The sequence below is a fragment of the Acetobacter orientalis genome (assembly GCF_000963965.1).
GTDB lineage: Bacteria > Pseudomonadota > Alphaproteobacteria > Acetobacterales > Acetobacteraceae > Acetobacter > Acetobacter orientalis.
Genome location: NZ_BAMX01000001.1, coordinates 43,480 through 64,311 on the forward strand (window position 1 = coordinate 43,480; position 20,832 = coordinate 64,311).

Consider the following 20,832-nt stretch of genomic DNA (forward strand, 5'->3'; position numbering starts at 1 on the left):
GGGCACAGGCTGGGCAGGGTAGTGGCATGCATCTTTTAGTAAGAGAAAACCGCACGTTAGATGAGCAAGATCAGGCCGAAGACCTTGGCCTACCCCCGGCTGATCTGGTGGTGCTGTCTTTTACAGAAAGTGACCTGCTTGGCCTAAGCCATGCCTATAATCAGCGGGTAACGGAAAACCCGCTGGTACAAACACCAAGTTTACAACTGACACACCTTGCCCGCCTGCGGCACCCTATGTCTATAGACCTGTATATAGACACAACGCTGCAACAGGCGCGGTGCGTGGTGGTACGCCTGCTGGGCGGCCTAGACTATTGGCGTTATGGCGCAGAAGAGCTGGCAGGTTGGTGCCGTGCCAATAAGGTGCCCCTAGCCCTGTTGCCGGGTGAGTGTGCCCAAACCCTTAAAACCAGCCCCAACCAACAAGCTGACGACCCACGCCTTGCCGAACTGTCTAGCGTTGAGCCAGAAAAACGCAAACGCCTTATAGAGTTTTTTAGACAGGGTGGGCCGCGTAACATGGCCTGCGCTTTGCACCTTATGGGCACCATGGCTGGGTTAGAGATAGATGACGGCGCACAGCCCGAACCCGTGCCCGCATGGGGCGTGTACCGCACCTTTGCCGCACAGCTAGGCCCGCATAAGGGTGCACAACCGGGTAGGGCGTCCAACCCACTCACACCGCAGAGCATAGATGCTGCGGGGGGTAGCCCACCCCAAACATGCGGCGCAGCATATGTGCCGTGTAGTGCTGTTTTGCCAAAAGGGCTAACCACACGGGCCGTTTTACTCTTTTACCGTGCCCATTTATTAGTAAGCGACCATACAGCGCTTGAAGTCTTTGCCCAAAGCCTAGCGGCCCACGGTTGCGCGGTTGATATGGTGTTTGTGACCTCGTTAAAAGAGGTAGAGGTTGCCAAAGGTGTAGCCGCGTATCTGGCGCAGGTGCAGCCTGATTGTGTGCTGAATGGCACGGTGTTTTCTTCTAAAAACCAGCAAGGTTATTCACCACTTGTGCAAAGTGGTGTGCCGGTTTTTCAGCTTTTGCAGCCCGGTAGCACGCAAGCGCTTTGGCAACAAAGCGCACGCGGCCTTACCCGGGCTGATTTAGCCATGCAAACTGTTTTACCAGAACTTGATGGCAGCATAAGCACTTTTCCCCTCTCCTTTAGGCAGCAGGCAACACCCGGCCACCCCGCTGCCCGCGTGCCCTATGCGCCGGGTATAGCCCTTACGGTTGCGCGCATTATGGGGTGGTTGCGCTTGCGGTGCCTTACCTCTGCACAGCGTAAAATAGGGCTTGTGGTTTCAGACTATCCGGGTGCTGGCTTGGCGCAAGAGAGTGGCCATGTTGCCCATGCGGTAGGGTTAGATACATTTGCAAGCCTATGTTCGATACAGCATATTTTACAAAATGATGGGTATAAAACAGGCACGCTTTTGCCGCAGGCCGCCCTTGTGGCTGCGTTGGCCAAAAGTCCTTGCCAACCGTTTTTATCTTTGGCTGAGTACCAGCAGTTAGCAACTAGGTTAGAGCCTGCGTTTATGGCTTCGGTTCAGGCCGCGTGGGGACCACCTGAGCACGATAAAATGGTGCAAAATGGGCAGTTTTGCCACCGTGTTGTGGTGCAAGAGCACCTTACCATAGCTGTGCAGCCAGACCGGGGGCAGGCGGCAGACCGCAAGGCATTATACCACGACCCCGACAGCCCCCCCTGCCACGCTTATGTGGCGTTTTACCTCTGGCTACAGCATGTGCAAAAATTAGATGCCCTTGTGCATGTTGGTACCCACGGTACGCTGGAGTGGTTGCCCGGCAAAGCGGTGGCGTTAAGTGGGGCCTGTGCTCCCACGGGGCTTGTCGGCAGTATGCCAGTTATTTACCCCTTTATTGTCAATAACCCCGGAGAGGCTGCAACCGCAAAACGCCGCCTAGGCGCAGTGACTATTGGCCACATGACCCCACCCGTTATGCAGGCAGACCTAAGCCCAGACATGCAAGAGCTGGAACGCTTGATAGATGAATATGCCGAGGCCGATGGCCTAGACCCCCGGCGGGGCACCTTACTGCGTCAACAAATTTTAGAACGCGCCACCCGCACCGGTGTACTCGCTGAAAGCGGTGTAAGACCGGGTGATGAAGACGAGGCCGAAGCCCTTGCCCGGTTAGATGCATATTTGTGCGATGTAAAAGACCTGCAAATACGAGATGGGCTGCATATTTTTGGCAAGCCAGCCCCTAAAACACAAGCGCTTGTTGCGGCTATTGCGCAGGCGTGTGGGGTAAAAGACCCCACTGGGCAAAACACTGTGCCACACACAGCACAACCCGCACACGCCCCCGGCTTGCCGTGGCTTACAGAGCACGAAATTACCACCCGCGTGGCAGCCTGTGCACAGGCAGAAAGCCGCGCTTTGCAAGATGCTTTGGCAGGCCGGTTTGTACCCGCAGGGCCAGCCGGTGCCCCCACCCGCGGCCGGGTTGATGTGCTGCCCACCGGGCGTAACCTGTTTACCATAGACCCCCGTGCCCTACCCACGCCCTCTGCCATGCAGCTTGCTGGCAAAATGGAAAACCTGTTGCTCACCCGGCATATACAGGAAGAAGGCGAACCCCTAACCCACCTGATAATGGACTTATGGGGCTCTGCCAGCCTCCGCACCGGCGGCGAAGATATGGCCCTAGCTCTGCGCCTTATGGGGGTAGAGGTAACCCGCGCGCCCGGCACCGGGCATGTGCAGGGTTTTGAGGTTGTGCCACTTCCCGTGCTTAACCGCCCACGGGTTGATGTAACTTTGCGTATTTCCGGCCTGTTCCGCGATGCTTTTCCAGACCAGATTGCATTGTTTGACCAAGTGGTTACGGCTCTTGCCGCGCGTGATGAAGCCCCCGAGTGGAACCCCCTTGCCGCCAGCGTGCAGGGGTTAGAGGGGGAGGCCCTAAAACGTGCTACCGCCCGTATTTTTGGGGCCGCCAGTGGTAGCTACGGCACGGGGGTAGAAGAGCACCTGCAAAACGGAACGTGGCAAAACAGGCAAGACCTTGGGGCGGCGTGGCTTGCTGGTTCAGCCTGGACTTATGGCGGCGGGCGCGATGGGCAGCAAGATGTGCAGGCCTTTGGCACCCTGCTAAGCCAAGCCACTGCGGTACTGCATGTGCAAGACCATGCCGAAACCGATATGCTGGAAAGCCCCGAAAACGCAGCCCATGAAGGCGGCCTTGCCGCCGCTGCTGCCACTATGGGGGCCAACCCCGCCCGCTGGCATGGTGATACGTCACGCCCCCAAATGCCCCACTTGCGTAGCACCGCGCAAGAAGTAGCGCGTGTTGTGCGCGGCAGGCTGGCCAACCCCCGCTGGATAGAGGGCATGCAGCGCCACGGTTATGCTGGCGCGGCTGAGCTGGCCCGCGGGCTAGATGCCCTGCACGGTTTTGCTGCCACCCTGCCAGAACGGTTTGATACGCAGTTTGACCTCGTTTTTGCAGCCACCTTAGGGAACGAGGCCTGCAATAGCTTTTTGCAACAGGCTAACCCCGCAGCAAGAGAGGCCATGCGCGCCCGTTTTGCAGAGGCATGGCAACGCGGTCTTTGGCACCCCCATGGCAACAGTGTTGCCCATGTGCTTGATACCCCAACGCCACCGGCTGTAACCACCACAGCTAAGACTACCGCAGCACACGCCCCTAAAAATGCAGTGCAAAACAGGGCCTTACCGGGTGTTGCGCTACAAGCCTTACCTCTCAAACCGGAGCATAATCCATGACCGCCCGTGCCCTTATGGTGGCTGCCCCCCGCTCTGGTGGGGGTAAAACCACGGTTACGCTGGCATTGCTGGCCGCACTTAAACGGCGTGGCGTGCGGGTAGGGGCCGCTAAAACCGGGCCAGATTATATAGACCCCACTTTCCATGCCGCCATTACAGGTAGGCCCGGCTTAAACCTAGATAGCTGGTGCATGAACCCCGCCTTGCTGGCCACCGTACTGCATGCCGCCACGCAAGAGGTTGATGTACTAGTGGTTGAATCGGCCATGGGTCTGTTTGATGGCCTTGTGGCCCCCCAAGGGGCACGCGGCGCCCCGGCTGATATTGCAGCACGGTTTGGCATACCCGTTGTGTTGGTGCTTGATGTTTCTGGGCAGGGGCAATCTGTTGGGCCAATCGCCAAGGGGTTTGCCACATGGCAGCCAGATGTGCACGTAGCGGGTGTTGTGCTTAACCGCGTGGCCTCTGCACGGCATGCCAGTTTAACACAAGGCGCAGTGCAGGCCGCAGGGCTAGAGGTGCTAGGCACCTTACTGCGCCAACCCGGCCAACCTTTGCCAGAGCGCCACCTTGGCCTTGTGCAAGCCAGAGAACATGGTGGCTTAACAGACTGGCTTGAAAAACTGGCAGATAAAGCCGAGCAAGAGCTTGACCTAGATGCTCTTTTGGCCGCCGCTCAGCCTTTGCCCAACCTGCAAGCCGCTATGCAGGGGGGTATGCATAGCATGCTGCCTCCGCCCGGCCAACGTATTGCCGTGGCGGAAGATGACGCCTTTTCTTTCCTGTATGGTCATTTAGCGTTGTTCTGGCGGCAGGCGGGGGCGGAGCTGGTACCGTTTTCCCCGTTAGCAGACCAAGCGCCAGACCCGAGTTGCACGGCGTGCTGGCTACCGGGCGGCTACCCAGAGTTACACGCTGCCAAACTTGCCGCCGCCCATACTTTTAAAGAGGGGTTAACCCAGTTTGCCACCCAGCACCCCGTGCATGGAGAGTGCGGGGGGTACATGGTGCTTGGCCAAGGGTTAGAAGATGCCGCAGGCACGCGCCACAGTATGGTTGGCCTGCTGGGGCACAGCACCTCTTTTGCGCGGCGTAAGTTGAATTTGGGCTACCGGCAAGCCACCTTAGAGGCGGAGTGTGTTTTGGGCCCCAAAGGGGCGTGCCTGCGTGGGCACGAATTCCATTATGCATCGGTGCTGGAGGCAGGGGCAGATACCCCACTTGCAACCCTGGTTGCGGGCGATGGCACAGCCCTTGGCCCATGTGGCGGGCAGCGGGGCAACGTGACAGGGTCTTTTTTTCATGTTCTGGCGCAACATCTCACTTTTTTGTGAGTAACGTTATGGTGCAGGCATAACGGCGTTACCAAAAAAGCAGGCAAAAAGAGGGTGTTGTCTTGCGTTAGGGCACCGTAAAGTAAAATTTCACAAACAGGGGTCTTGGCACTCTGGCTGTGGTGTTTCAATGTGGTGCCTAAGCCCTAAGGAGAGAATTATGGCGCAGTCTTTCCCCGTTTTGCTTGTGCGTCATGCACCCGTTTTATTGCCTGAAGGGGTGTGTTACGGGCGGCAAGATGTTGCCCTTAAACCGGGGTGGGAAGGGCTGGCCGCAGGGCTGTCTGTGCTGGCGCAAGGGGCTTTTTGCCGTGTGCTTTATAGCTCGCCCGCAACGCGGTGCCGGCAAATGGCAGAAAAATTGGCCCGTGCCGCCAAAATGGAGTTACAGATAGACCCCCGTTTGGCCGAAATGGACTTTGGCCAGTGGGAAGGGCGCAACTGGCACGACATAAGCCGCACCCAGCTTGATGAATGGGCTGCAAACCCCACACAGTTTGCGCCACCGGGGGGCGAGAGCGGGCTTTCCCTTACGCAGCGTACCCGCGCTTTCTGGCACGATGTAAAACAGGCGGCCGTGCCTGCGTGTGTGCTGTCACACGGTGGGCCATTACGCTTATTAAGTGCCCTTGCCGCAGGCCAAACGCCAGAATTATTGGCCCCCTCTATGCCGCAAGGCTTTGCCCGGTTGTTTGAGGTCTGGCACGATGCAGGCTTGGGTAGGCATACACCACATAACGTGCCTGTTGCCGCAGAATAGTATGAGGGTATTAAAGGGGCAGGGGTAATAAGCCGCACTGTAGTGGCAACCCACCTTGCCCCGTTGCAGAGTTAAAGTATGACACAGCCTAAAGACCACCCAGCACACGCCACGCCCGCTGCCCCGCCTGCCGCAGAGCAGGACGATGCCACCCGCCACCGTGAAAAAATGCAAAAGCGTAAAGCGGTGCAAGATCAGGAGGTAGCGTCTAAAACGCTCGAAAAAGGGCTGCTTTTGGTCAATACCGGCCCCGGTAAAGGAAAGTCTACCGCCGCATTTGGTATGGTGTTACGCACGGTGGGCTATGGCCGCAAAGTGGTGGTGGTGCAGTTTATTAAAGGTGCGTGGGACACGGGCGAACACCGCGCTCTGGAACGCTTTTCTGACCTTGTAGAATGGCACGCCCTAGGCGAAGGTTTTACGTGGGAAACACAAGACAAAGCGCGCGACATTGCAGCCTGCACCCGTGCATGGGCCGTTGCTAAAGCTGCCATGCAGCGGCCAGATGTGGTTCTTGTGGTGTTAGATGAACTCAACGTAGCCTTGCGCTACGACTATTTGCCCATAGCGCAGGTGCTGGCAGATATTGCAGGCCGCACACCTGGCCAACATGTTATTGTAACAGGCCGTAACGCCAAGCCAGAACTGCTAGAGCAAGCCGACCTTGTAACAGAAATGGGGCAGGTTAAGCACCATTTCCGTGCGGGGGTAAAAGCGCAGCAGGGCGTGGAGTTTTGAGCGCTCGTGTGCTCATGTTTCAGGGCACGGGGTCTAGTGTTGGTAAGTCTACCTTAGTAGCAGGGCTTGCGCGGGCGTTTACCCGCAGGGGTTTAAAGGTTTTACCCTTTAAACCGCAAAACATGTCTAATAATGCCGCTGTTACTGCAAACGGTGGTGAAATTGGCCGCGCACAAGCCCTGCAAGCAAGGGCCTGCGGGGTGCCACCCCATGTTGATATGAACCCGGTTTTGCTCAAACCCCAAGGAGAAACAGGGGCGCAGCTTGTGGTGCAGGGCCACAAGCTTGAAACCGTGGCTGCACGGAGTTACCAAACCCGCAAAAAAGCCCTTATGCCTGCGGTGCTAGAGAGTTTTTATAATCTTACGCAAAAAGCAGACCTTGTGTTGGTAGAAGGTGCTGGCTCTGCGTCTGAGGTGAACTTACGCGCGTATGATATTGCCAATATGGGTTTTGCCCAAGCCGTGCAGGCCCCGGTTATTATGGTGGGTGATATAGACCGTGGTGGCGTTATTGCCAGCCTTGTTGGCACAAAAGTGGTTATTACCGAAACAGATTCCGCATTAATACGCGGCTTTATAGTTAATAAAATGCGCGGTGATAGATCGCTTTTTGATGAGGGTATGGCATTTATTGCCAACCGTACGGGCTGGCAGCCTTTGGGTTTAGTGCCAGACCTACCCGCTGTACGCACTTTACCCGCAGAAGACGCGGCAGACCTTTTAGCAAACTTATGCCAAGCCCCCTTAACCGCTCCTTACCCTGCGCCGCCCGCCACACAGTCTGGCCCTTTGCGCGCTACACAAGTAAAGCGGCCAAGCCCACAACCTTTGCGTATTGCGGTGCCGCTCTTACCTCTTATTGCCAATTTTGATGACCTAGACCCCCTGCGTGTAGAGCCGGGCGTGGTGCTTTTACCCGTGTTGTGCGGCCAACGCCTGCCAGAGTGTGACCTTGTCTTGCTTCCGGGGTCTAAAAACACCATAGCAGACCTTAAAACATTACGAGAAAATGGGTGGGAGTCTGACCTACGCGCTCATGTGGCACGGGGTGGCCATGTTATGGGCATTTGTGGTGGCTACCAAATGTTGGGCCAAAGCATAGCAGACCCCTACGGCACAGAAGGTCCAGCCTGCACCACGCAGGGGTTGGGCCTACTCGAGATAGAAACAATTTTGAGTGCAGAAAAATACCTTGTTGAAAAAGAAGGTTTTGTAAAACAGCCTCAGCCTCAGCCCCAAGTTATGGGGTACGAAATGCATATAGGCCGCACAACAGGGGCTGGGTGTGAGCACCCTTTGTTAGAGCTAGCAGGCCAGCCTGAAGGCGCAGTTTCTACCAATGGGCAGGTTTATGGTAGTTACCTACACGGTATTTTTGGAAGCCGTGCAGCCCGTATGGCATTATTAGCCCTCGCCGGAGGGCAGGCTTTTGCCCCCGGTGGAAGCTGGTACGAAGCAGGCCGCACGGCTAACCTGCCAACCCACCATAATGACGTAGTAGAAAATGCACTCAACGCTTTGGCAGACCATCTTGAACGTTTTATAGACCTAGATGCACTTTTAGCGTTGGCACAGGCTCCGCAATTTTTAGAAAAAGAATAAGGCCAAAAAAGAGAGGATAAGAACCTGCTGTATAGGGTTTTTTAGCCCCAACAGCACGCTATGGGGCAAAAAATAGCCTTGTGTGTTTATTTTAAAACCAGCCTACGCCTTGGTTTTAAAACTCTCATGTGCTTCTCAAATTCTTAGGTTTGAAGGACCAGTTTCCAGAATTTCAACTTCATCACCTATTTGAATGGTGCCAGTTTGCTCCACCAGTGTGTTTTGGGCAAACATAATGCCTTTTGGCGTGCGGTGAAATTGCGCCAAGGTGGCCAAGGGTTCTTTACGGTTAGGGATAAGCCCTGTTTCTTGGTCTGTCGTTGTTACGGTGCAGCGTGAGCACGGCGCCACAATACGCAAAAGGGCCGTGCCAATTTTAAGAACGCGCCATGTATCTTCTGCCCATGGTTGGTTGTTAGCAATGACAATATTGGGCCTAAAACGCGCCATGGGTACGGGGTGTTCAAGGCGTTGGTTAAGGTCTGCCAAAGATGCCGTTGTGGCCAGTAACAAGGGGTATCCATCAGCAAAAGAGACGGGCACGGGGGTTTGGGCAATAGCGCGTAGGCGGGCATGCTCCGGGCTGGCCATATAAACAAGGTGGCACGGCCTGCCGAGTTGGGTGCTCAGCCACTGGGCGGCATCTTCTCCGGCATCTTGGGCTTGTATGGTGTCTTTCCAAACTCGCACAGCGTGGGTTGGGGTGTTGGGGGCAGGGTATGGCACTGTGCAGGCTTGGGTGCCGGTGCGCTCAAGCCGTAAGCCTTGTGGCACAGGGGTTGCGTGTAGGCAGGCCATGGCGGGCAGGGCGCGTTGGGTTAAAAATGTGCCATCAGGTTCGGTCACCAGCCAGCGCCTATCATGCTCGGCACCCCATGTGTGTAGGGTCAGGCTTTGGTAGTCTAGGCCATGCAGGGCTTTAACAGGGTAGACATGCAGGCTGCTTACAAAAGCCGTTGTGTTGGTCTGTGCCATAAACCTACCCCCTGAAAATGCCCTGAAACGAACTGCGCCCCATAAAGAATGGCTTGCTCATATGCCAAAAAGCTTAGCGCGGCTCTTACCGCCTGCTTTGGTGATACCGCATTGGTAGCGCAATTCAAGCGGTTCACTAAGCGACAGCTTAAAGGGGGGTAAGTTTGTTGGAAACGCATATTTATTAGCACATGTATACGATGTGGAGGTGCCACTATATTGCCGCTCTTCGGGGCTGAGTGCTGTTTCAAAACCTGTTTGGCTTGGTCTGGGGGCCTTTATTGCGGCCTAAACGCTATTGCTTTCTGCTCTGGTTTTAAAGTGCGGTAGCAGAAAATAGCCTGCTCCGCCCACAAAAATGTCCTACCATTGCTCAATTTTGCCGTTTCGAAATAGCCGCTAGATAAGCTACGTGTTGTAAATGAGGTGGCTGAATGAATGGGCATGTAGGTAGGCCATCAACCACAGCCGCCATAACACAGCACCTCGCGCAATGTCCAAAGTATAACCGCCACACACCTGCCAAGAATTGACAGAACTCCCCCCACCGTTCAGGTTGTAGGTGTTGTTAGGAGAAGCCGGTGCAGAGTCCGGCACGGTCGCGCCGCTGTAACCCACGCCTGCTACTACCAAGCGGGTGTAGGAAGTCAGACCTCCCGCAACGCTACACTTTAACCGCAGAACGCGCTTTTTCTACCAGCGGAGCCACTACGTATGTCTTACTCAGCCCAACGCCACAGCACGTCCTCCGTTGCCGTTGCAGCCCCCATTGCCATTCCGGCTAAGGCTTTGCTGCCATGGGCAGTATTTGGGCTGCTGTTAAGTGTTATTATGCTGTATTTTGTTGGCGCTGAACAAGGCGCACTTTCGCTCATTTCCGGGCAGGACGTGCACGAATTTGTGCATGATGGCCGCCACTTGCTGGGCTTTCCCTGCCACTAAGGCAGGTATTCTTTTTACATGATAGCAGGACGTCTGCTGGCCCGCGGCATGGTTACGGGCTGTATCGCTGCGGCATTGGCCTTTGTGTTTGCTCGTATATTTGGCGAGCCACAAGTAGACCTTGCCATTGCGTTTGAGGCCACGCGCCATGCCGCAGAGGCCGCCCACACACACATGCTGGAAGCCGAGCCCGTAAGCCGCGCCACGCAGGCAAGCTATGGTTTGCTTACGGCTGTTGTGCTGTATGGCACAGCGTTTGGCGGTATTTTCTCGCTCGTATTTGCCTACGCATATGGGCGGCTTAATGCGTGGTCTCCGCGTGCGCTTGCACTGCTGCTGGCCGGGGCTGGGTTTGTGGCGTTTGTGCTGGTGCCAGACCTTAAATACCCCCCCAACCCACCGGCTGTAGGCGTGCCTGCAACGCTTGCCTTTCGCACCATAACCTATTTTGCCATGATAGGGCTTTCGGTCAGTGTGGGTGCCATTGCTACCCTTATTGGGCAAAAAATAAGCCAGAGCAAAGGGGCTTGGGCAGGCAGCCTATGGGGTGTTGGGCTGTTTATTGCCCTTATAGCTGCCATACAAACAGCCATGCCCGATGTAAACGAAGTGCCCGCAGGCTTTCCCGCTGTTGTGTTGTGGCGCTTTAGGGAGGCCTCTATTGGTATGCAGCTTGTGCTCTGGAGCAGCATGGGCCTGCTGTTTGGTGCACTTGCCCAGCGCCTTTTAACGCCCAAAGCACACTAACACGCACGCCAAAGGCGCAAATTTACACAATATGCAAAAATGGGCAGAGGCACTTGCTGGCGCAGCAACTGTTTATGCCCTTAACGCGTTACTAGCCCAGCCCCTTTTATACGCCATATAACGCCGACACTACGGGTCTCTAACCGCTGAGCAGATAAAGGTTAACCGTTATGGTACAGGACAAAACACCACTGCATTTTGTTACTCTTTTGGGCAGCTTACGTGCACATTCCCTTAACGGTATTGTTGCCCGTACCCTCCCTAGTCTTGCTCCGCCCGGTATTACCATTACATCTTTAGGCAGCGTTGGAGACTTACCGCACTACAACCAAGACCTAGAAGACCAAGCCATGCCACCTGCTGTGCTGGCAATGGCAGAGGCTATTCGTGCCGCTGATGGCGTTATTATTGTAACGCCTGAATATAACTATTCCGTACCCGGCGTGCTTAAAAACGCCATAGACTGGCTCTCTCGCGTAACGCCGCAGCCTTTTGCCAAAAAGCCTCTTGCCATTCAAACGGTCTCACCCGGCGCTATTGGTGGTGCACGGGCGCAGTATCACCTCAGGCAATCCCTCATTTTTTTAGATGCTTTTGTGCTCAATAAGCCTGAAGCCATGATTGGCCAAGCCATCACAAAATTTACTGAAACCACCCTAACAGATGAAAACACCAAAGCCTTTCTAACCCGCCAGATAACCGCCTTGGCTGAGTTAGCTTATAGTTTTAAATAACGCACAGCAGTGTAGAAGCACGACCCTAGTCTGTTTGCCTTGGTTCAGAATTTTAGCTAAAAAAGGATCTGTATTTTAAGCGCTCTGTTATTGGGAAGTGTTCATGTCGAAATTTCACCTCAACAAAGTCACTGCGCGATGCTTGAAAGAACATTTTGGTAAAAAATTGACCGCCCGAGACATCGCTTTATGGATTTATACAAACTATCCTAAAGAGTGCGCAGCTAAGCAAGAGCGTAGTAAAAATATTACAACCGAAGCTGCACTTATTCAGCAACTTGTAGCAGAAATAGGTGCTCATCGTCCTCAGCTATTCAAAGCATATAATCAAATCAGAACGACCGAAGACCGCCCTCGCCTTTACTATTGGACAGACCAATCAGAGCAACAACAAGTAGAAAAAACAGAGAGCCTTCAACGAGACAAAAATTCTTTGCCTGCTGAGCCGTTTTTACAGTTGTTAGAAGCTCATCTTTACCCAAGGCTTGGCCAATTTCTTTCTATTGATTCTGAGCTCTATACGCAAAGAATTGATGAAAAACGCTCGAGCAACAAAAGAGGCCCTCATGGCAATCACTGGCTCTATCCAGACCTTGTGGCCTTTGAAGACCTAACACGTCATTGGGCTTCTTCAATTATTAAAAATTGTGTGACGGAAGTACGTGCGCGAAGGTTCAGGCTTTGGTCTTTTGAAGTTAAAATACTATTGAACCGCTCGAACGTAAGAGAAGCCTATTTTCAAACAGTTTCAAACTCTTCTTGGGCTCATTTTGCCTATCTAGCCGCCAATGAAATTGAAGGACCCGAAACCTTAAAAGAACTCCGTATTTTAAACGCTTTGCACGGTGTGGGTCTTATTCGTATTGATAAAAATGACCCCAGCGAAAGCGAAATTTTAATTCCAGCTCGGGAGCGGCTAGAAATAGATTGGACAAACTGTGACCGCCTTGCCAGCGAAAACACAGATTTTTCATCTGTTATTCAACGTGTTTGGGAGTTTCATCGTACTGGCTCCATAAAAGCAGATGAATGGACTTGTTAGGCTCCTAACACCCTCTTACACCCGTGCGCCATATTGCCTAACGCGCCAGTGGCCTGCGTGGTGGGTCAGTATGGTGGCGGTTTCTGGCTCACTATCAAGGTGGTGGGTTAAGGTGCTTTGCCCACCCAAGGCATGCACGGCAAGCGCTCTTACCACGGGGGGGCGTGCTACAACCAAGGTGCAGCCATGCAGTGTTGCCTGCAACAACCAGGTGCTAATCCGTGCTTGAAACTGGTGGCCGGTTTCGCCCTCGGGTGGGGCAAAGTCTTCTTCACGCACGTAGCGGGCTAACGCCTCTTGCGGCACGCTGCGTAAATTTTGCCCATGCCATAAACCGTGGCAGCGGTCGTGCAAAGCTGGTTCTATCAACGGGGCCAAGGCGGCAGAGAGTGGGGGCGGGTCAATATGCACATCGGGCGCTAGTATTATCTGCTCGGCAGAATAAAAATTGTTTGTGTAGTCAAGAATTTCCTCAATATTTTTTACACTAACCCGAGCTTCCGCCGCAGGAAAATACCCCTGTTTTACCTCTGGCGGTAAAGGGGCCGCAAAACACACTAACCTTATTGGGGGTGTAGGCTTTATAGAATTCATTTTTTAAATTCTGCTTTCTTTAAAAAAGGGTTTATACATCAAACGTAGCTAAAGATGTTTCAAGCCTTACCCAAGCCTCTGCACTTGCAGGCAAACCAATACGCAGGGCGTCTGGGCTATGGGAAAATACACGTGTTACCAGACCATTTTGGCATAAATGTTGCCATAATTTTGTAGCCTTTGCATGCCTTACTAACGTAAAGAGGCTGCATTGGCCTTGGGTTTTTAAGCCTGCCGCATGCAAGCTATTTACCAATCTGGTATGGGCTTGCTGTGCCTGTTGGGCTGCGTGGCTGCGCCATGCGCTATCTGCCAAGGCTTGTGCGCCCACATGCAATGCCAGCGTGCCAACAGGCCAACTCCCTAATGTAGCCCGTAATTGCGCCGCCAAGAGCGGAGCGGCCAGTAAAAACCCCAGCCTTATACCCGGTAGGCCGTAAGTTTTGCCAAAAGAGCGCAACACACCCAAAGCCGGGTGGGGCAAACTGCCTGCAACACTTTGGTTTTCAAAGTCGGCAAAGGCTTCATCAACTATTAAAAAACCGCCGTTGTTTGCGCAGGTGGTTGCAACGCTCAAAAGCCATTGCGCGGGCACTATGTGGCCGTTAGGGTTATTGGGGTTACATACTATACAAACCGTACCGGGCTGGTGTGCCGCCTGCACCAAGGCCTGTGGCTGTGTTACGCACTCTACCGGTATGCCGCGTAACCGCCATGCCTGCTCATGCCCGCTATAGGTTGGCCCTAAAATGCACACACGCTGTGCGGGTATAATAAAAGGCAAAATAGCAATAAGGCTTTGGCTGCCAGCACCTGCTACAACCAAGGCGGGGTCTGCTACGCCGTAAGCCTGTGCGGCTACAGTAAGCAGGCGGTCTTCTTCATGCTGTTCGGGTAAATGGTGTAAGGCCTGCGCTGGCGGCAGCGTGCAGGGGTAGGCAAACGGGCTAATACCTGTTGAAAGATCGTAATACGGTTGTGGGGCCTGCGGAAAATGACGCATAACCGTCTGCACTTGCCCCCCATGCGCGGGTAGCCCCCCTAATGCTGCTGGTTCAACACCTATGGCCGCTGCATGGGGGGGCATGGTAAAAGGGGGTTCGTTTGTAGCCTGCTCTAGCCCTGTGTGGCGGGGGTGCTCGGGCTGCTGCCTGTTTGGCCCAAGTTGTGAGCTAACCGCCTGCATGTTGTTCTTCCCTCTTTCCATCTGCCTGCCTGTTGCCGCTCTTGCTGCCGTGCTTGAAGCCCAATGGGGCTACCCGCAAATTTTGGTACGCAAAATTGGGCACCCGGTTATGTGGGTTGGTGCTCTCATAAGCAGGCTGGACACGGCACTCAACCTTTCGCATTTTTCGCAAACAAAACGCCGCTGGCTGGGCGTGCTGGGTCTTGCCCTTATAGTGCTTATACCCCTTTGGGTTACAGGTCTTGTATTGCAGGCGGGCTATGCTGTGCTGCCAGCATGGGCCATGCTAGTGGTGCAAGCGGTGGCTACTACAGCGCTGGTGGCGCAAAGGTCGCTTTGGGTGCATGTGGCGGCTGTGGGCCAAGGGCTACGCCGGGGCGGCTTGGCAGGGGGTAGGCAGGCCGTAAGCCAAATTGTAGGGCGCGATACCTCTGCCTTAACAGAAGCGGGTATTGTGCGTGCAGCCCTTGAAAGTCTGGCCGAAAATTTTTCAGACGGGGTGGTGGCCCCTTTATTTTGGGCAGCACTTTTTGGCCTGCCCGGTGCGGTTTTTTATAAAGCCGTTAACACAGCAGACAGCATGATAGGCCACCTAACCCCCAAGCACGCCGCCTTTGGCATGGCCGCCGCCAAGCTGGACGATGTGATAAACCTACCCGCATCTCGCCTTGCGGCATTATGCCTTGTGCTGGCAGCCCCGCGCGCCAACCGCAAACACGCATGGCGCGCGGTCTGGCGCGATGCACCCAAGCACCGCTCACCCAATGCTGGCTGGCCAGAAGCCGCCATGGCTGGCGCACTTGGCCTACGCCTTGCTGGCCCGCGCATTTATGGCGGTGTTAAAGTAGAAGATAGCTGGATGGGCCACGGCACCGCCAACGCCACCCTAACAGACCTAGAGCGCGGGTTGGCGCTTTACCGGCGGGCTTGCGGCTTTCTTATTGGCCTCTTGCTGTGTGCGGCGGCCCCCTTCATAATTGGGTTATGAGCGCACCGCATTTTTCAGCCGCCTTCCGTCAGGAACTTGAGCAACTTTTTATCTGGCGCAGAGATGTGCGGCATTTCCGCACAGACCCTGTGGCAGAATCCGTGCTGGATGGGCTGTTGCACACGGCCTGCCTTGCCCCTTCTGTTGGGCTAAGCGAGCCATGGCGCTTTGTGCGGGTAGATGCCCCAGAGCGCCGGGCTGTTATTCGGGCCAATTTTGCTCAAGCCAATGCCCAAGCCTTAACCGGCCATAATGGTGATGACGCCCAACGTTACGCCACACTCAAACTGGCCGGGCTAGATGATGCCCCCCACCAAATAGCCGTTTTTTGCGAAACAGACCCCACACAGGGCCGTGGCCTTGGGCGGGGTACTATGCCGCAAACCACGGTTTGGTCTGCTGTTATGGCTATCCATACTTTTTGGCTGGCGGCTGCGGCACAGGGTATTGGCGTGGGGTGGGTGTCTATTCTTAACCCGGCAAAGGCCGCATTAGCTCTAAGCGTAAACCCTAACTGGCAGTTTTTAGCCTATTTATGCGTGGGTTACCCGCAAGAGCAGGCCAGCACGCCAGAGCTTGAGCGCAAAGGGTGGGAATACCGCAACCCGGCCCGCCGCCGCTGGATAAACCGCTAAAACGCACTTTTTAACGCAAAATAAGCCTGCGTTGTTTTACGCGCTTGCCTTTGCACGCTCATTCTGTACCAATAGGTACACTTAATACCATTTGGTACAGGAGTCGTGCCTATGCGCCCGCCACTACCGCCCTTTACCCACGCAACTGCCACCCAAAAAGTACGCGCGGCAGAAGACGCATGGAACAGCCAAAACCCCCAGCAGGTTGCCTTGGCTTACACCCCAGATTCTGTGTGGCGTAACCGAGACGAATTTTTGCAAGGCCGTGCCCAAATAGAGGCTTTTCTGGCGCGCAAATGGGCAACAGAGCAGAGCTATAAGCTGGTTAAAGAGCTATGGTGTTTTCAAGGTAACCGCATTGCCGTGCGCTTTGCCTATGAGTGGCATAATACCCAAGGCCAGTGGTTTCGCTCTTACGGTAACGAAAACTGGGAATTTGAAGAAAACGGCCTTATGCGCTGGCGCTTGGCCTCTATTAACGACCTAAGCATTACCGAGGCCACCCGTAAGCTCCATTGGCACGGCCCCCGTAGGCCTGAGGGCCACCCCACACTCACAGAGTTAGCCCTTTAAAAAATGGCCCGCCTTATTGCCGAAAAATCAGACCTGATAGCCCCTTTAGCCGAAGTTTTTCGTGAGTATGGTTTTGAAGGGGCAACCCTTGCCCGCATAAGTGCTGCAACCGGGCTAGGCAAAGGCAGCCTGTACCACTTTTTTCCTGGTGGGAAAGAGGAAATGGCCCAAGCCGTACTGGCAGAGATTGCCCACTGGTTTGAGAGCCATATTTTTACCCCGCTTGGCACCACACAAAATAGCGCACACGCTATTGCGGGTATGTTTGCCGCAACTGCGGCCTATTTCCATACCGGGCAGCGTGTGTGCCTTGTGGGGGTATTTGGCTTAAATACAACCCGAGACCGCTTTGCCCAAAGCATAGCCGCTTATTTCACGCGGTGGCTGCATACGCTAGAGGCCGCTTTGTGCACCCTTGGCCATAAGCCAGCACAGGCCCAACTCTTGGCCTGCCAAAGCCTTGCTGCCATACAAGGGGGCATAGTGCTGGCCCGTGCCCTTAACAGCCCCCAGTATTTTGAAGCGGCCCTTACCCAAGCCAAAGCCCAGTGCTTAACTGTAAGCCCTACACCACATGGGCATAATAACCTGCAAAATAGTTAAATTTAAATTTAAAATAACACTTTGTTATAACAATTTGCGCAAAATCCAGTATGACAAAAGCGTGATCTGAAACCCACACTACTGTGACAGTTTCGATGAGCTTGACGTGAATCATTGCGCACCGCGCTGAAAAACGCTCTTGGTGTCAAAGTTTTCATAATATTTGAAAGTATATTAGGCCAAAGTAAGGGGTGAGTGTGAACACTGCTGCTTCAGAAAATTCGGTTTCCAAAACCAAGCTAGACACAAAACTTTTGGTGGGAACCCTGCTTTTCTGTCTCTTCAACAAACCCGCTCTTGCTTTAGCAGATGATGCGCAAGAACTCGCCGCCATTAAGGCCCAAATGCGCCTGCTTGCCGCACAGGTTGAGGCCATTGAGCAGCGCCAAGCCAAACGGCAGGGCTTAAAAAAAACGCAAACTGCTCTTGCTGGTAAAGGCCGCCATAATACGGGCTTGGCGGGGGGTAAAACAGCTACCGCCGCCCTTGGCTCTGGCCCGGTAGACCCGGCCATTCGTTTCTCCCCCGATACGCCGCCCGCATCTGTGGCGCAGGCAGGTGGCTTGCCCCTGCGCTCACACGGTAGCGGCACCAACCCCTTTGGGTTTGAATGGCTACCTGCATCGCAAGAGGTCGTAGGGCACCCCCGTTCAGCCATGGATCTGGCGTCTTCCAGCCCGTCTTCCATTACCCAAACATCGGTTGACCATTTGCCACCAGTTTTTACCATTGGGGGTATTTCGGTTAAGCTTGGCGGGTTTGTTGAACTCTCCAACATTGCGCGCGATTCCAACATGACCGCAGGCCCCGCCACGGCATGGGGCAACTTTCCTTACGCCAACAACCCCAACCACGGCCTAAGTGAAGAGCGTATTTCGGCCCAGCTTTCTCGTATGTCTGTGCTGATGGAGGCCAACCCCCGCAAAGACATACGCCTGCAAGCCTATATTGAAACAGACTTTGGCGGTGCGGCAGGTACTAGTAACAGCGTACAAATTAGCGGCTACACCCCCCGTATGCGGCAGGGTTATTTTACCTTTACGCAAAAAGACTGGGGCTTTCATCTGCTTATGGGCCAAGCATGGAGCTTGGTTACCAACTACTCCAAAGGCTTGCTCCCCCGCCAAGAGCAGTTGCCTGCGGTTACAGATAATAACCAGATACCCGGTATTGCCTTTACCCGCGTGCCCCAAATTCGTATTGGCAAAGACTGGCACGAAAAATACTGGCTCGGCCTGTCTATTGAAGACCCGCAGGGCACGGTGGATGCAAGCACGTTCTCAAAATCCTGCTCGCCTAACGGTAGCAGTTTCTCTGGGTCAAGCGTGCCAGCTGGTTACGGGCAAAGCGGCACATCATGTGCGTATTACCAAAACTCTGGCGGTGTGCTGCTTAATAGCGGCACACATTACACAGACAACCCCGCACCAGACATTGTGCTAAAAGCCGCAGCAGATACCAGCTTTGGTCATTACGAGGTCTTTGGCCTTGGCCGCTGGTTCCGCTCGCTTAGCGTTATGCCGGGTGAAAGCACGACCCGCAAACACACCCATTTTGGTGGTGGCGTTGGGGCTGGCCTTACCACGCCCTTGGGCACCAAAAAGCTGCAACTGGCGGGTAATATTCTGGCAGGTGAAGGGGTGGGCCGTTATGGGCCGTCTTTGTTGCCAGACACCACGCTTAATTCACGCGGGCAGCTTACGCCGGTGCCAGAAATTATTGGCTCTTTGGGTCTCATTGGGCACCCTAGCAAGTCTGTGCTGCTTTACACCTATGGCGGCGTAGAAACCGCAGGCCGTAAAAGCTACATGGGCAATGACGGCCATCAATACGGCTATGGCGTAAGCGACCTAAACCTGAGCGGTTGCTCTATTGAGTTTGGTAGCTGTAACGCCCAAACCCATACGCTGGCCTCTTTAACCGCAGGCGGCTGGTGGCACTTTATGGAAGGCCACTACGGCAGCATGATGGCTGGCCTGCAATACACCTATATTCGGAAGTTTGCCTTTAAAGGGAACGACGGCTTTGGCAACAGCGTAAGCCCCACTACCTTTGGCAACACGGTTTACGTAACCTTCCGGTATTTTCCGTTTCAGTAATGTAACCTGAAGGAGCCCGCATATGGTGCATAAAAACTCCCATTGCCTGTATCAGGGCTTTTCCTGACCCACTCCCTAGCCGCGCAGGCCAATGTGGCTTTACGCGCTAGGGCCTTCTTTCAAGTATTCCTTTTCAAAAAACCGGAAATTTTTCATGTCCGCTTCACAAAGCTCTCCTAACAGACCGGCGGCAACAGCCACCCCGGCTGCTCAACCGCAAAAAATCCAGCCCCTTTATGTTCTGGCCTGGTTTTTGTGTGCTCTGTTCTATTTCTACCAATATGCCATTCGTTCAGCCCCCGGCATTATGCAAGACGAGCTGACACAAGCTTGGGGCAACAGCCACCTTGGCCTCATGATTGCCTCTTACTACATTGTGTATGCACTAGCCGCACTGGCCGTTGGTGTGCTGCTTGACCGCTACGGCGCACACGCAACCATGCCGGTTGGTATTGGCATTACCAGCATTGGCTGCCTTATTTTTGCACAAGGCAGTGTGGCTGCGGGGCTTGGTGGCTACGTTATTCAAGGCCTTGGTGCTATTTGCGCCTTTGTGGGCTCCTCTTACGTGGCGGCGCGCTACCTACCAGCCCGCACGCTGGCGCTCTTTGTGGGGCTAACGCAGTGCCTTGGTATGGCGGGGGCCGCGTTTGGCTCCAAACCTACCCGTATTCTTATTGACCCCAACGGCTCTTTCCATATTCCGTGGCAAACGGTGTGGTTGGGTTTTGGCGTTATTGGCGTGTGCCTTGCCATTGCAACATGGTTTGTTATGCCGCGCGATAGCGGTGACAGCACAGACCACCACGGCCACTTCTCTTTTGCGAACCTGCTCAAGCCTTTCCGTACTATTTTTGGTAACCCACAAAGCTGGTACGCAGGCATTATTGGTGGCCTGCTCTTTGTACCCACCACCATTGGCGCACTGGGTTGGGGGGCGTCTATGCTCAATAAAGGTGAGCATGTAAGCATGGCTTTTGCAGCATCAGACGTTTCTATGGTGCCCATTGGCTGGGTTATTGGCTGCCCGCTTCTGGGGTGGATTTCTGATAAAATTGGCCTGCGTAAACCTGTGCTTATTGGCGGTGCGGTTGTGTTGTTGGCGGCCTCGCTCTGTGCACTTTATGTGCCGGTTGGCGTTATGCCGCGCTACTCTGTTGCGCTGGTTATGGGCATTGCCTCCGGCGCTGCCATGATCCCGTTTTCCACCATGAAAGAAGTGAACCCACCAGAAGTAAAAGGCACGGCTGCTGGCGTTATGAACTTTCTGGTTTTTGGCACAACAGGGGTGCTGTCACCGCTGGTTTCTGCCCTTATGGCGGGTGGCGCAACAGACAGCATGGCGCTGTTCCACCGTGCATTTATGCCGCTGGTTATTGGTATTGTGGTGGCTATTGTGCTGGCCTTCCGCCTGCGTGAAACAGGCTGGAAAGTGCAAAAACACGGCTAAACGCTGCGGCACACACACAGCAAGCCCAAAAGGCTGCCGGGCACCCCACCCGGCAGCCTTT

The 20,832-nt window shown here is 54.4% G+C and carries 18 protein-coding genes; 15 read left to right on the forward strand and 3 right to left on the reverse strand.

Going from position 1 to position 20,832, the window contains the following annotated elements; genetic code table 11:
- Nucleotides 1-26 precede the first annotated feature (26 nt).
- The 5 genes from cobN (at nt 27) to Abor_RS00190 (ending at nt 8,203) form a co-directional block, all read left to right on the forward strand.
- On the forward strand, nt 27-3,767 hold the full coding sequence (cobN, locus tag Abor_RS00170) for a cobaltochelatase subunit CobN (RefSeq protein WP_084594283.1): 3,741 nt from the start codon (nt 27-29) through the stop codon (nt 3,765-3,767).
- Nucleotides 3,764-5,101 carry a cobyrinic acid a,c-diamide synthase CobB gene (locus Abor_RS00175; protein ID WP_048839811.1) on the forward strand — a complete coding sequence of 446 codons (1,338 nt, stop codon included), beginning with the start codon at nt 3,764-3,766 and terminating at the stop codon, nt 5,099-5,101. Before cobN ends, Abor_RS00175 begins: the two co-directional genes overlap by 4 nt.
- A gap of 160 nt (nt 5,102-5,261) precedes the next feature.
- Nucleotides 5,262-5,861 carry a histidine phosphatase family protein gene (locus Abor_RS00180; protein ID WP_048839812.1) on the forward strand — a complete coding sequence of 200 codons (600 nt, stop codon included), beginning with the start codon at nt 5,262-5,264 and terminating at the stop codon, nt 5,859-5,861.
- Nucleotides 5,862-5,939: 78 nt separating this feature from the next.
- Complete coding sequence (cobO, locus tag Abor_RS00185; protein ID WP_084594284.1) at nt 5,940-6,599, forward strand: cob(I)yrinic acid a,c-diamide adenosyltransferase; 660 nt, start codon at nt 5,940-5,942, stop codon at nt 6,597-6,599.
- Nucleotides 6,600-6,613: 14 nt separating this feature from the next.
- On the forward strand, nt 6,614-8,203 hold the full coding sequence (locus Abor_RS00190) for a cobyric acid synthase (RefSeq protein WP_048839813.1): 1,590 nt from the start codon (nt 6,614-6,616) through the stop codon (nt 8,201-8,203).
- 135 nt (nt 8,204-8,338) lie between these two features.
- Here the strand turns inward: Abor_RS00190 and Abor_RS00195 are convergent, their stop codons facing one another.
- Entirely contained in the window at nt 8,339-9,178 is an 840-nt protein-coding gene (locus Abor_RS00195) for an MOSC domain-containing protein (RefSeq protein ID WP_048839814.1), read from the reverse strand.
- Nucleotides 9,179-9,892: 714 nt separating this feature from the next.
- Between Abor_RS00195 and Abor_RS00200 the strand changes: the two genes are divergently transcribed.
- The 4 genes from Abor_RS00200 (at nt 9,893) to Abor_RS00215 (ending at nt 12,643) form a co-directional block, all read left to right on the forward strand.
- Complete coding sequence (locus Abor_RS00200; protein WP_048839815.1) at nt 9,893-10,120, forward strand: CbtB domain-containing protein; 228 nt, start codon at nt 9,893-9,895, stop codon at nt 10,118-10,120.
- Between the two features lie 21 nt (nt 10,121-10,141).
- Nucleotides 10,142-10,867 carry a CbtA family protein gene (locus tag Abor_RS00205; protein ID WP_048839884.1) on the forward strand — a complete coding sequence of 242 codons (726 nt, stop codon included), beginning with the start codon at nt 10,142-10,144 and terminating at the stop codon, nt 10,865-10,867.
- A gap of 170 nt (nt 10,868-11,037) precedes the next feature.
- Nucleotides 11,038-11,601, forward strand: coding sequence for an NADPH-dependent FMN reductase (locus tag Abor_RS00210; RefSeq protein ID WP_048839816.1), 564 nt, complete (start codon nt 11,038-11,040; stop codon nt 11,599-11,601).
- 103 nt (nt 11,602-11,704) lie between these two features.
- The gene (locus tag Abor_RS00215) at nt 11,705-12,643 is read left to right on the forward strand and encodes an HrgA protein (protein ID WP_048839817.1); all 939 of its coding nucleotides are present in this window, start codon (nt 11,705-11,707) and stop codon (nt 12,641-12,643) included.
- Between the two features lie 15 nt (nt 12,644-12,658).
- Here Abor_RS00215 and Abor_RS00220 read toward each other — a convergent pair whose 3' ends face one another.
- Complete coding sequence (locus tag Abor_RS00220) at nt 12,659-13,237, reverse strand: histidine phosphatase family protein (protein ID WP_048839818.1); 579 nt, start codon at nt 13,235-13,237, stop codon at nt 12,659-12,661.
- Between the two features lie 31 nt (nt 13,238-13,268).
- Nucleotides 13,269-14,423, reverse strand: coding sequence for a threonine-phosphate decarboxylase CobD (gene cobD / locus Abor_RS00225; protein WP_084594285.1), 1,155 nt, complete (start codon nt 14,421-14,423; stop codon nt 13,269-13,271).
- Here cobD and cbiB point away from each other — a divergent pair.
- The 6 genes from cbiB to Abor_RS00255 all read left to right on the forward strand — a co-directional run bounded on the left by cbiB (nt 14,422) and on the right by Abor_RS00255 (nt 20,771).
- Nucleotides 14,422-15,411: an adenosylcobinamide-phosphate synthase CbiB gene (gene cbiB, locus Abor_RS00230; RefSeq protein WP_048839819.1), complete on the forward strand. Its 990-nt coding sequence runs from the start codon at nt 14,422-14,424 to the stop codon at nt 15,409-15,411. The two genes, cobD and cbiB, sit on opposite strands and share 2 nt — an antisense overlap.
- Nucleotides 15,408-16,046, forward strand: coding sequence for a 5,6-dimethylbenzimidazole synthase (gene bluB / locus Abor_RS00235; RefSeq protein ID WP_048839820.1), 639 nt, complete (start codon nt 15,408-15,410; stop codon nt 16,044-16,046). The genes cbiB and bluB overlap by 4 nt, the downstream gene beginning before the upstream one ends.
- A gap of 111 nt (nt 16,047-16,157) precedes the next feature.
- Nucleotides 16,158-16,619, forward strand: coding sequence for a nuclear transport factor 2 family protein (locus Abor_RS00240; protein WP_048839821.1), 462 nt, complete (start codon nt 16,158-16,160; stop codon nt 16,617-16,619).
- A gap of 3 nt (nt 16,620-16,622) precedes the next feature.
- Nucleotides 16,623-17,222 carry a TetR/AcrR family transcriptional regulator gene (locus Abor_RS00245; protein ID WP_048839822.1) on the forward strand — a complete coding sequence of 200 codons (600 nt, stop codon included), beginning with the start codon at nt 16,623-16,625 and terminating at the stop codon, nt 17,220-17,222.
- Between the two features lie 197 nt (nt 17,223-17,419).
- Nucleotides 17,420-19,321 carry a hypothetical protein gene (locus Abor_RS00250; RefSeq protein WP_048839823.1) on the forward strand — a complete coding sequence of 634 codons (1,902 nt, stop codon included), beginning with the start codon at nt 17,420-17,422 and terminating at the stop codon, nt 19,319-19,321.
- A gap of 154 nt (nt 19,322-19,475) precedes the next feature.
- Entirely contained in the window at nt 19,476-20,771 is a 1,296-nt protein-coding gene (locus Abor_RS00255) for an MFS transporter (RefSeq protein ID WP_048839824.1), read from the forward strand.
- Nucleotides 20,772-20,832 lie beyond the last annotated feature (61 nt).

What these genes read in the sequence shown, in the direction of transcription:
- cobN (WP_084594283.1), top strand. Translation starts at nt 27, where the DNA reads ATGCATCTTTTAGTAAGAGAAAACCGCACGTTAGATGAGCAAGATCAG.
- Abor_RS00175 (WP_048839811.1), top strand. Translation starts at nt 3,764, where the DNA reads ATGACCGCCCGTGCCCTTATGGTGGCTGCCCCCCGCTCTGGTGGGGGT.
- Abor_RS00180 (WP_048839812.1), top strand. Translation starts at nt 5,262, where the DNA reads ATGGCGCAGTCTTTCCCCGTTTTGCTTGTGCGTCATGCACCCGTTTTA.
- cobO (WP_084594284.1), top strand. Translation starts at nt 5,940, where the DNA reads ATGACACAGCCTAAAGACCACCCAGCACACGCCACGCCCGCTGCCCCG.
- Abor_RS00190 (WP_048839813.1), top strand. Translation starts at nt 6,614, where the DNA reads ATGTTTCAGGGCACGGGGTCTAGTGTTGGTAAGTCTACCTTAGTAGCA.
- Abor_RS00195 (WP_048839814.1), bottom strand. Translation starts at nt 9,178, where the DNA reads ATGGCACAGACCAACACAACGGCTTTTGTAAGCAGCCTGCATGTCTAC.
- Abor_RS00200 (WP_048839815.1), top strand. Translation starts at nt 9,893, where the DNA reads ATGTCTTACTCAGCCCAACGCCACAGCACGTCCTCCGTTGCCGTTGCA.
- Abor_RS00210 (WP_048839816.1), top strand. Translation starts at nt 11,038, where the DNA reads ATGGTACAGGACAAAACACCACTGCATTTTGTTACTCTTTTGGGCAGC.
- Abor_RS00215 (WP_048839817.1), top strand. Translation starts at nt 11,705, where the DNA reads ATGTCGAAATTTCACCTCAACAAAGTCACTGCGCGATGCTTGAAAGAA.
- Abor_RS00220 (WP_048839818.1), bottom strand. Translation starts at nt 13,237, where the DNA reads ATGAATTCTATAAAGCCTACACCCCCAATAAGGTTAGTGTGTTTTGCG.
- cbiB (WP_048839819.1), top strand. Translation starts at nt 14,422, where the DNA reads ATGTTGTTCTTCCCTCTTTCCATCTGCCTGCCTGTTGCCGCTCTTGCT.
- cobD (WP_084594285.1), bottom strand. Translation starts at nt 14,423, where the DNA reads ATGCAGGCGGTTAGCTCACAACTTGGGCCAAACAGGCAGCAGCCCGAG.
- bluB (WP_048839820.1), top strand. Translation starts at nt 15,408, where the DNA reads ATGAGCGCACCGCATTTTTCAGCCGCCTTCCGTCAGGAACTTGAGCAA.
- Abor_RS00240 (WP_048839821.1), top strand. Translation starts at nt 16,158, where the DNA reads ATGCGCCCGCCACTACCGCCCTTTACCCACGCAACTGCCACCCAAAAA.
- Abor_RS00245 (WP_048839822.1), top strand. Translation starts at nt 16,623, where the DNA reads ATGGCCCGCCTTATTGCCGAAAAATCAGACCTGATAGCCCCTTTAGCC.
- Abor_RS00255 (WP_048839824.1), top strand. Translation starts at nt 19,476, where the DNA reads ATGTCCGCTTCACAAAGCTCTCCTAACAGACCGGCGGCAACAGCCACC.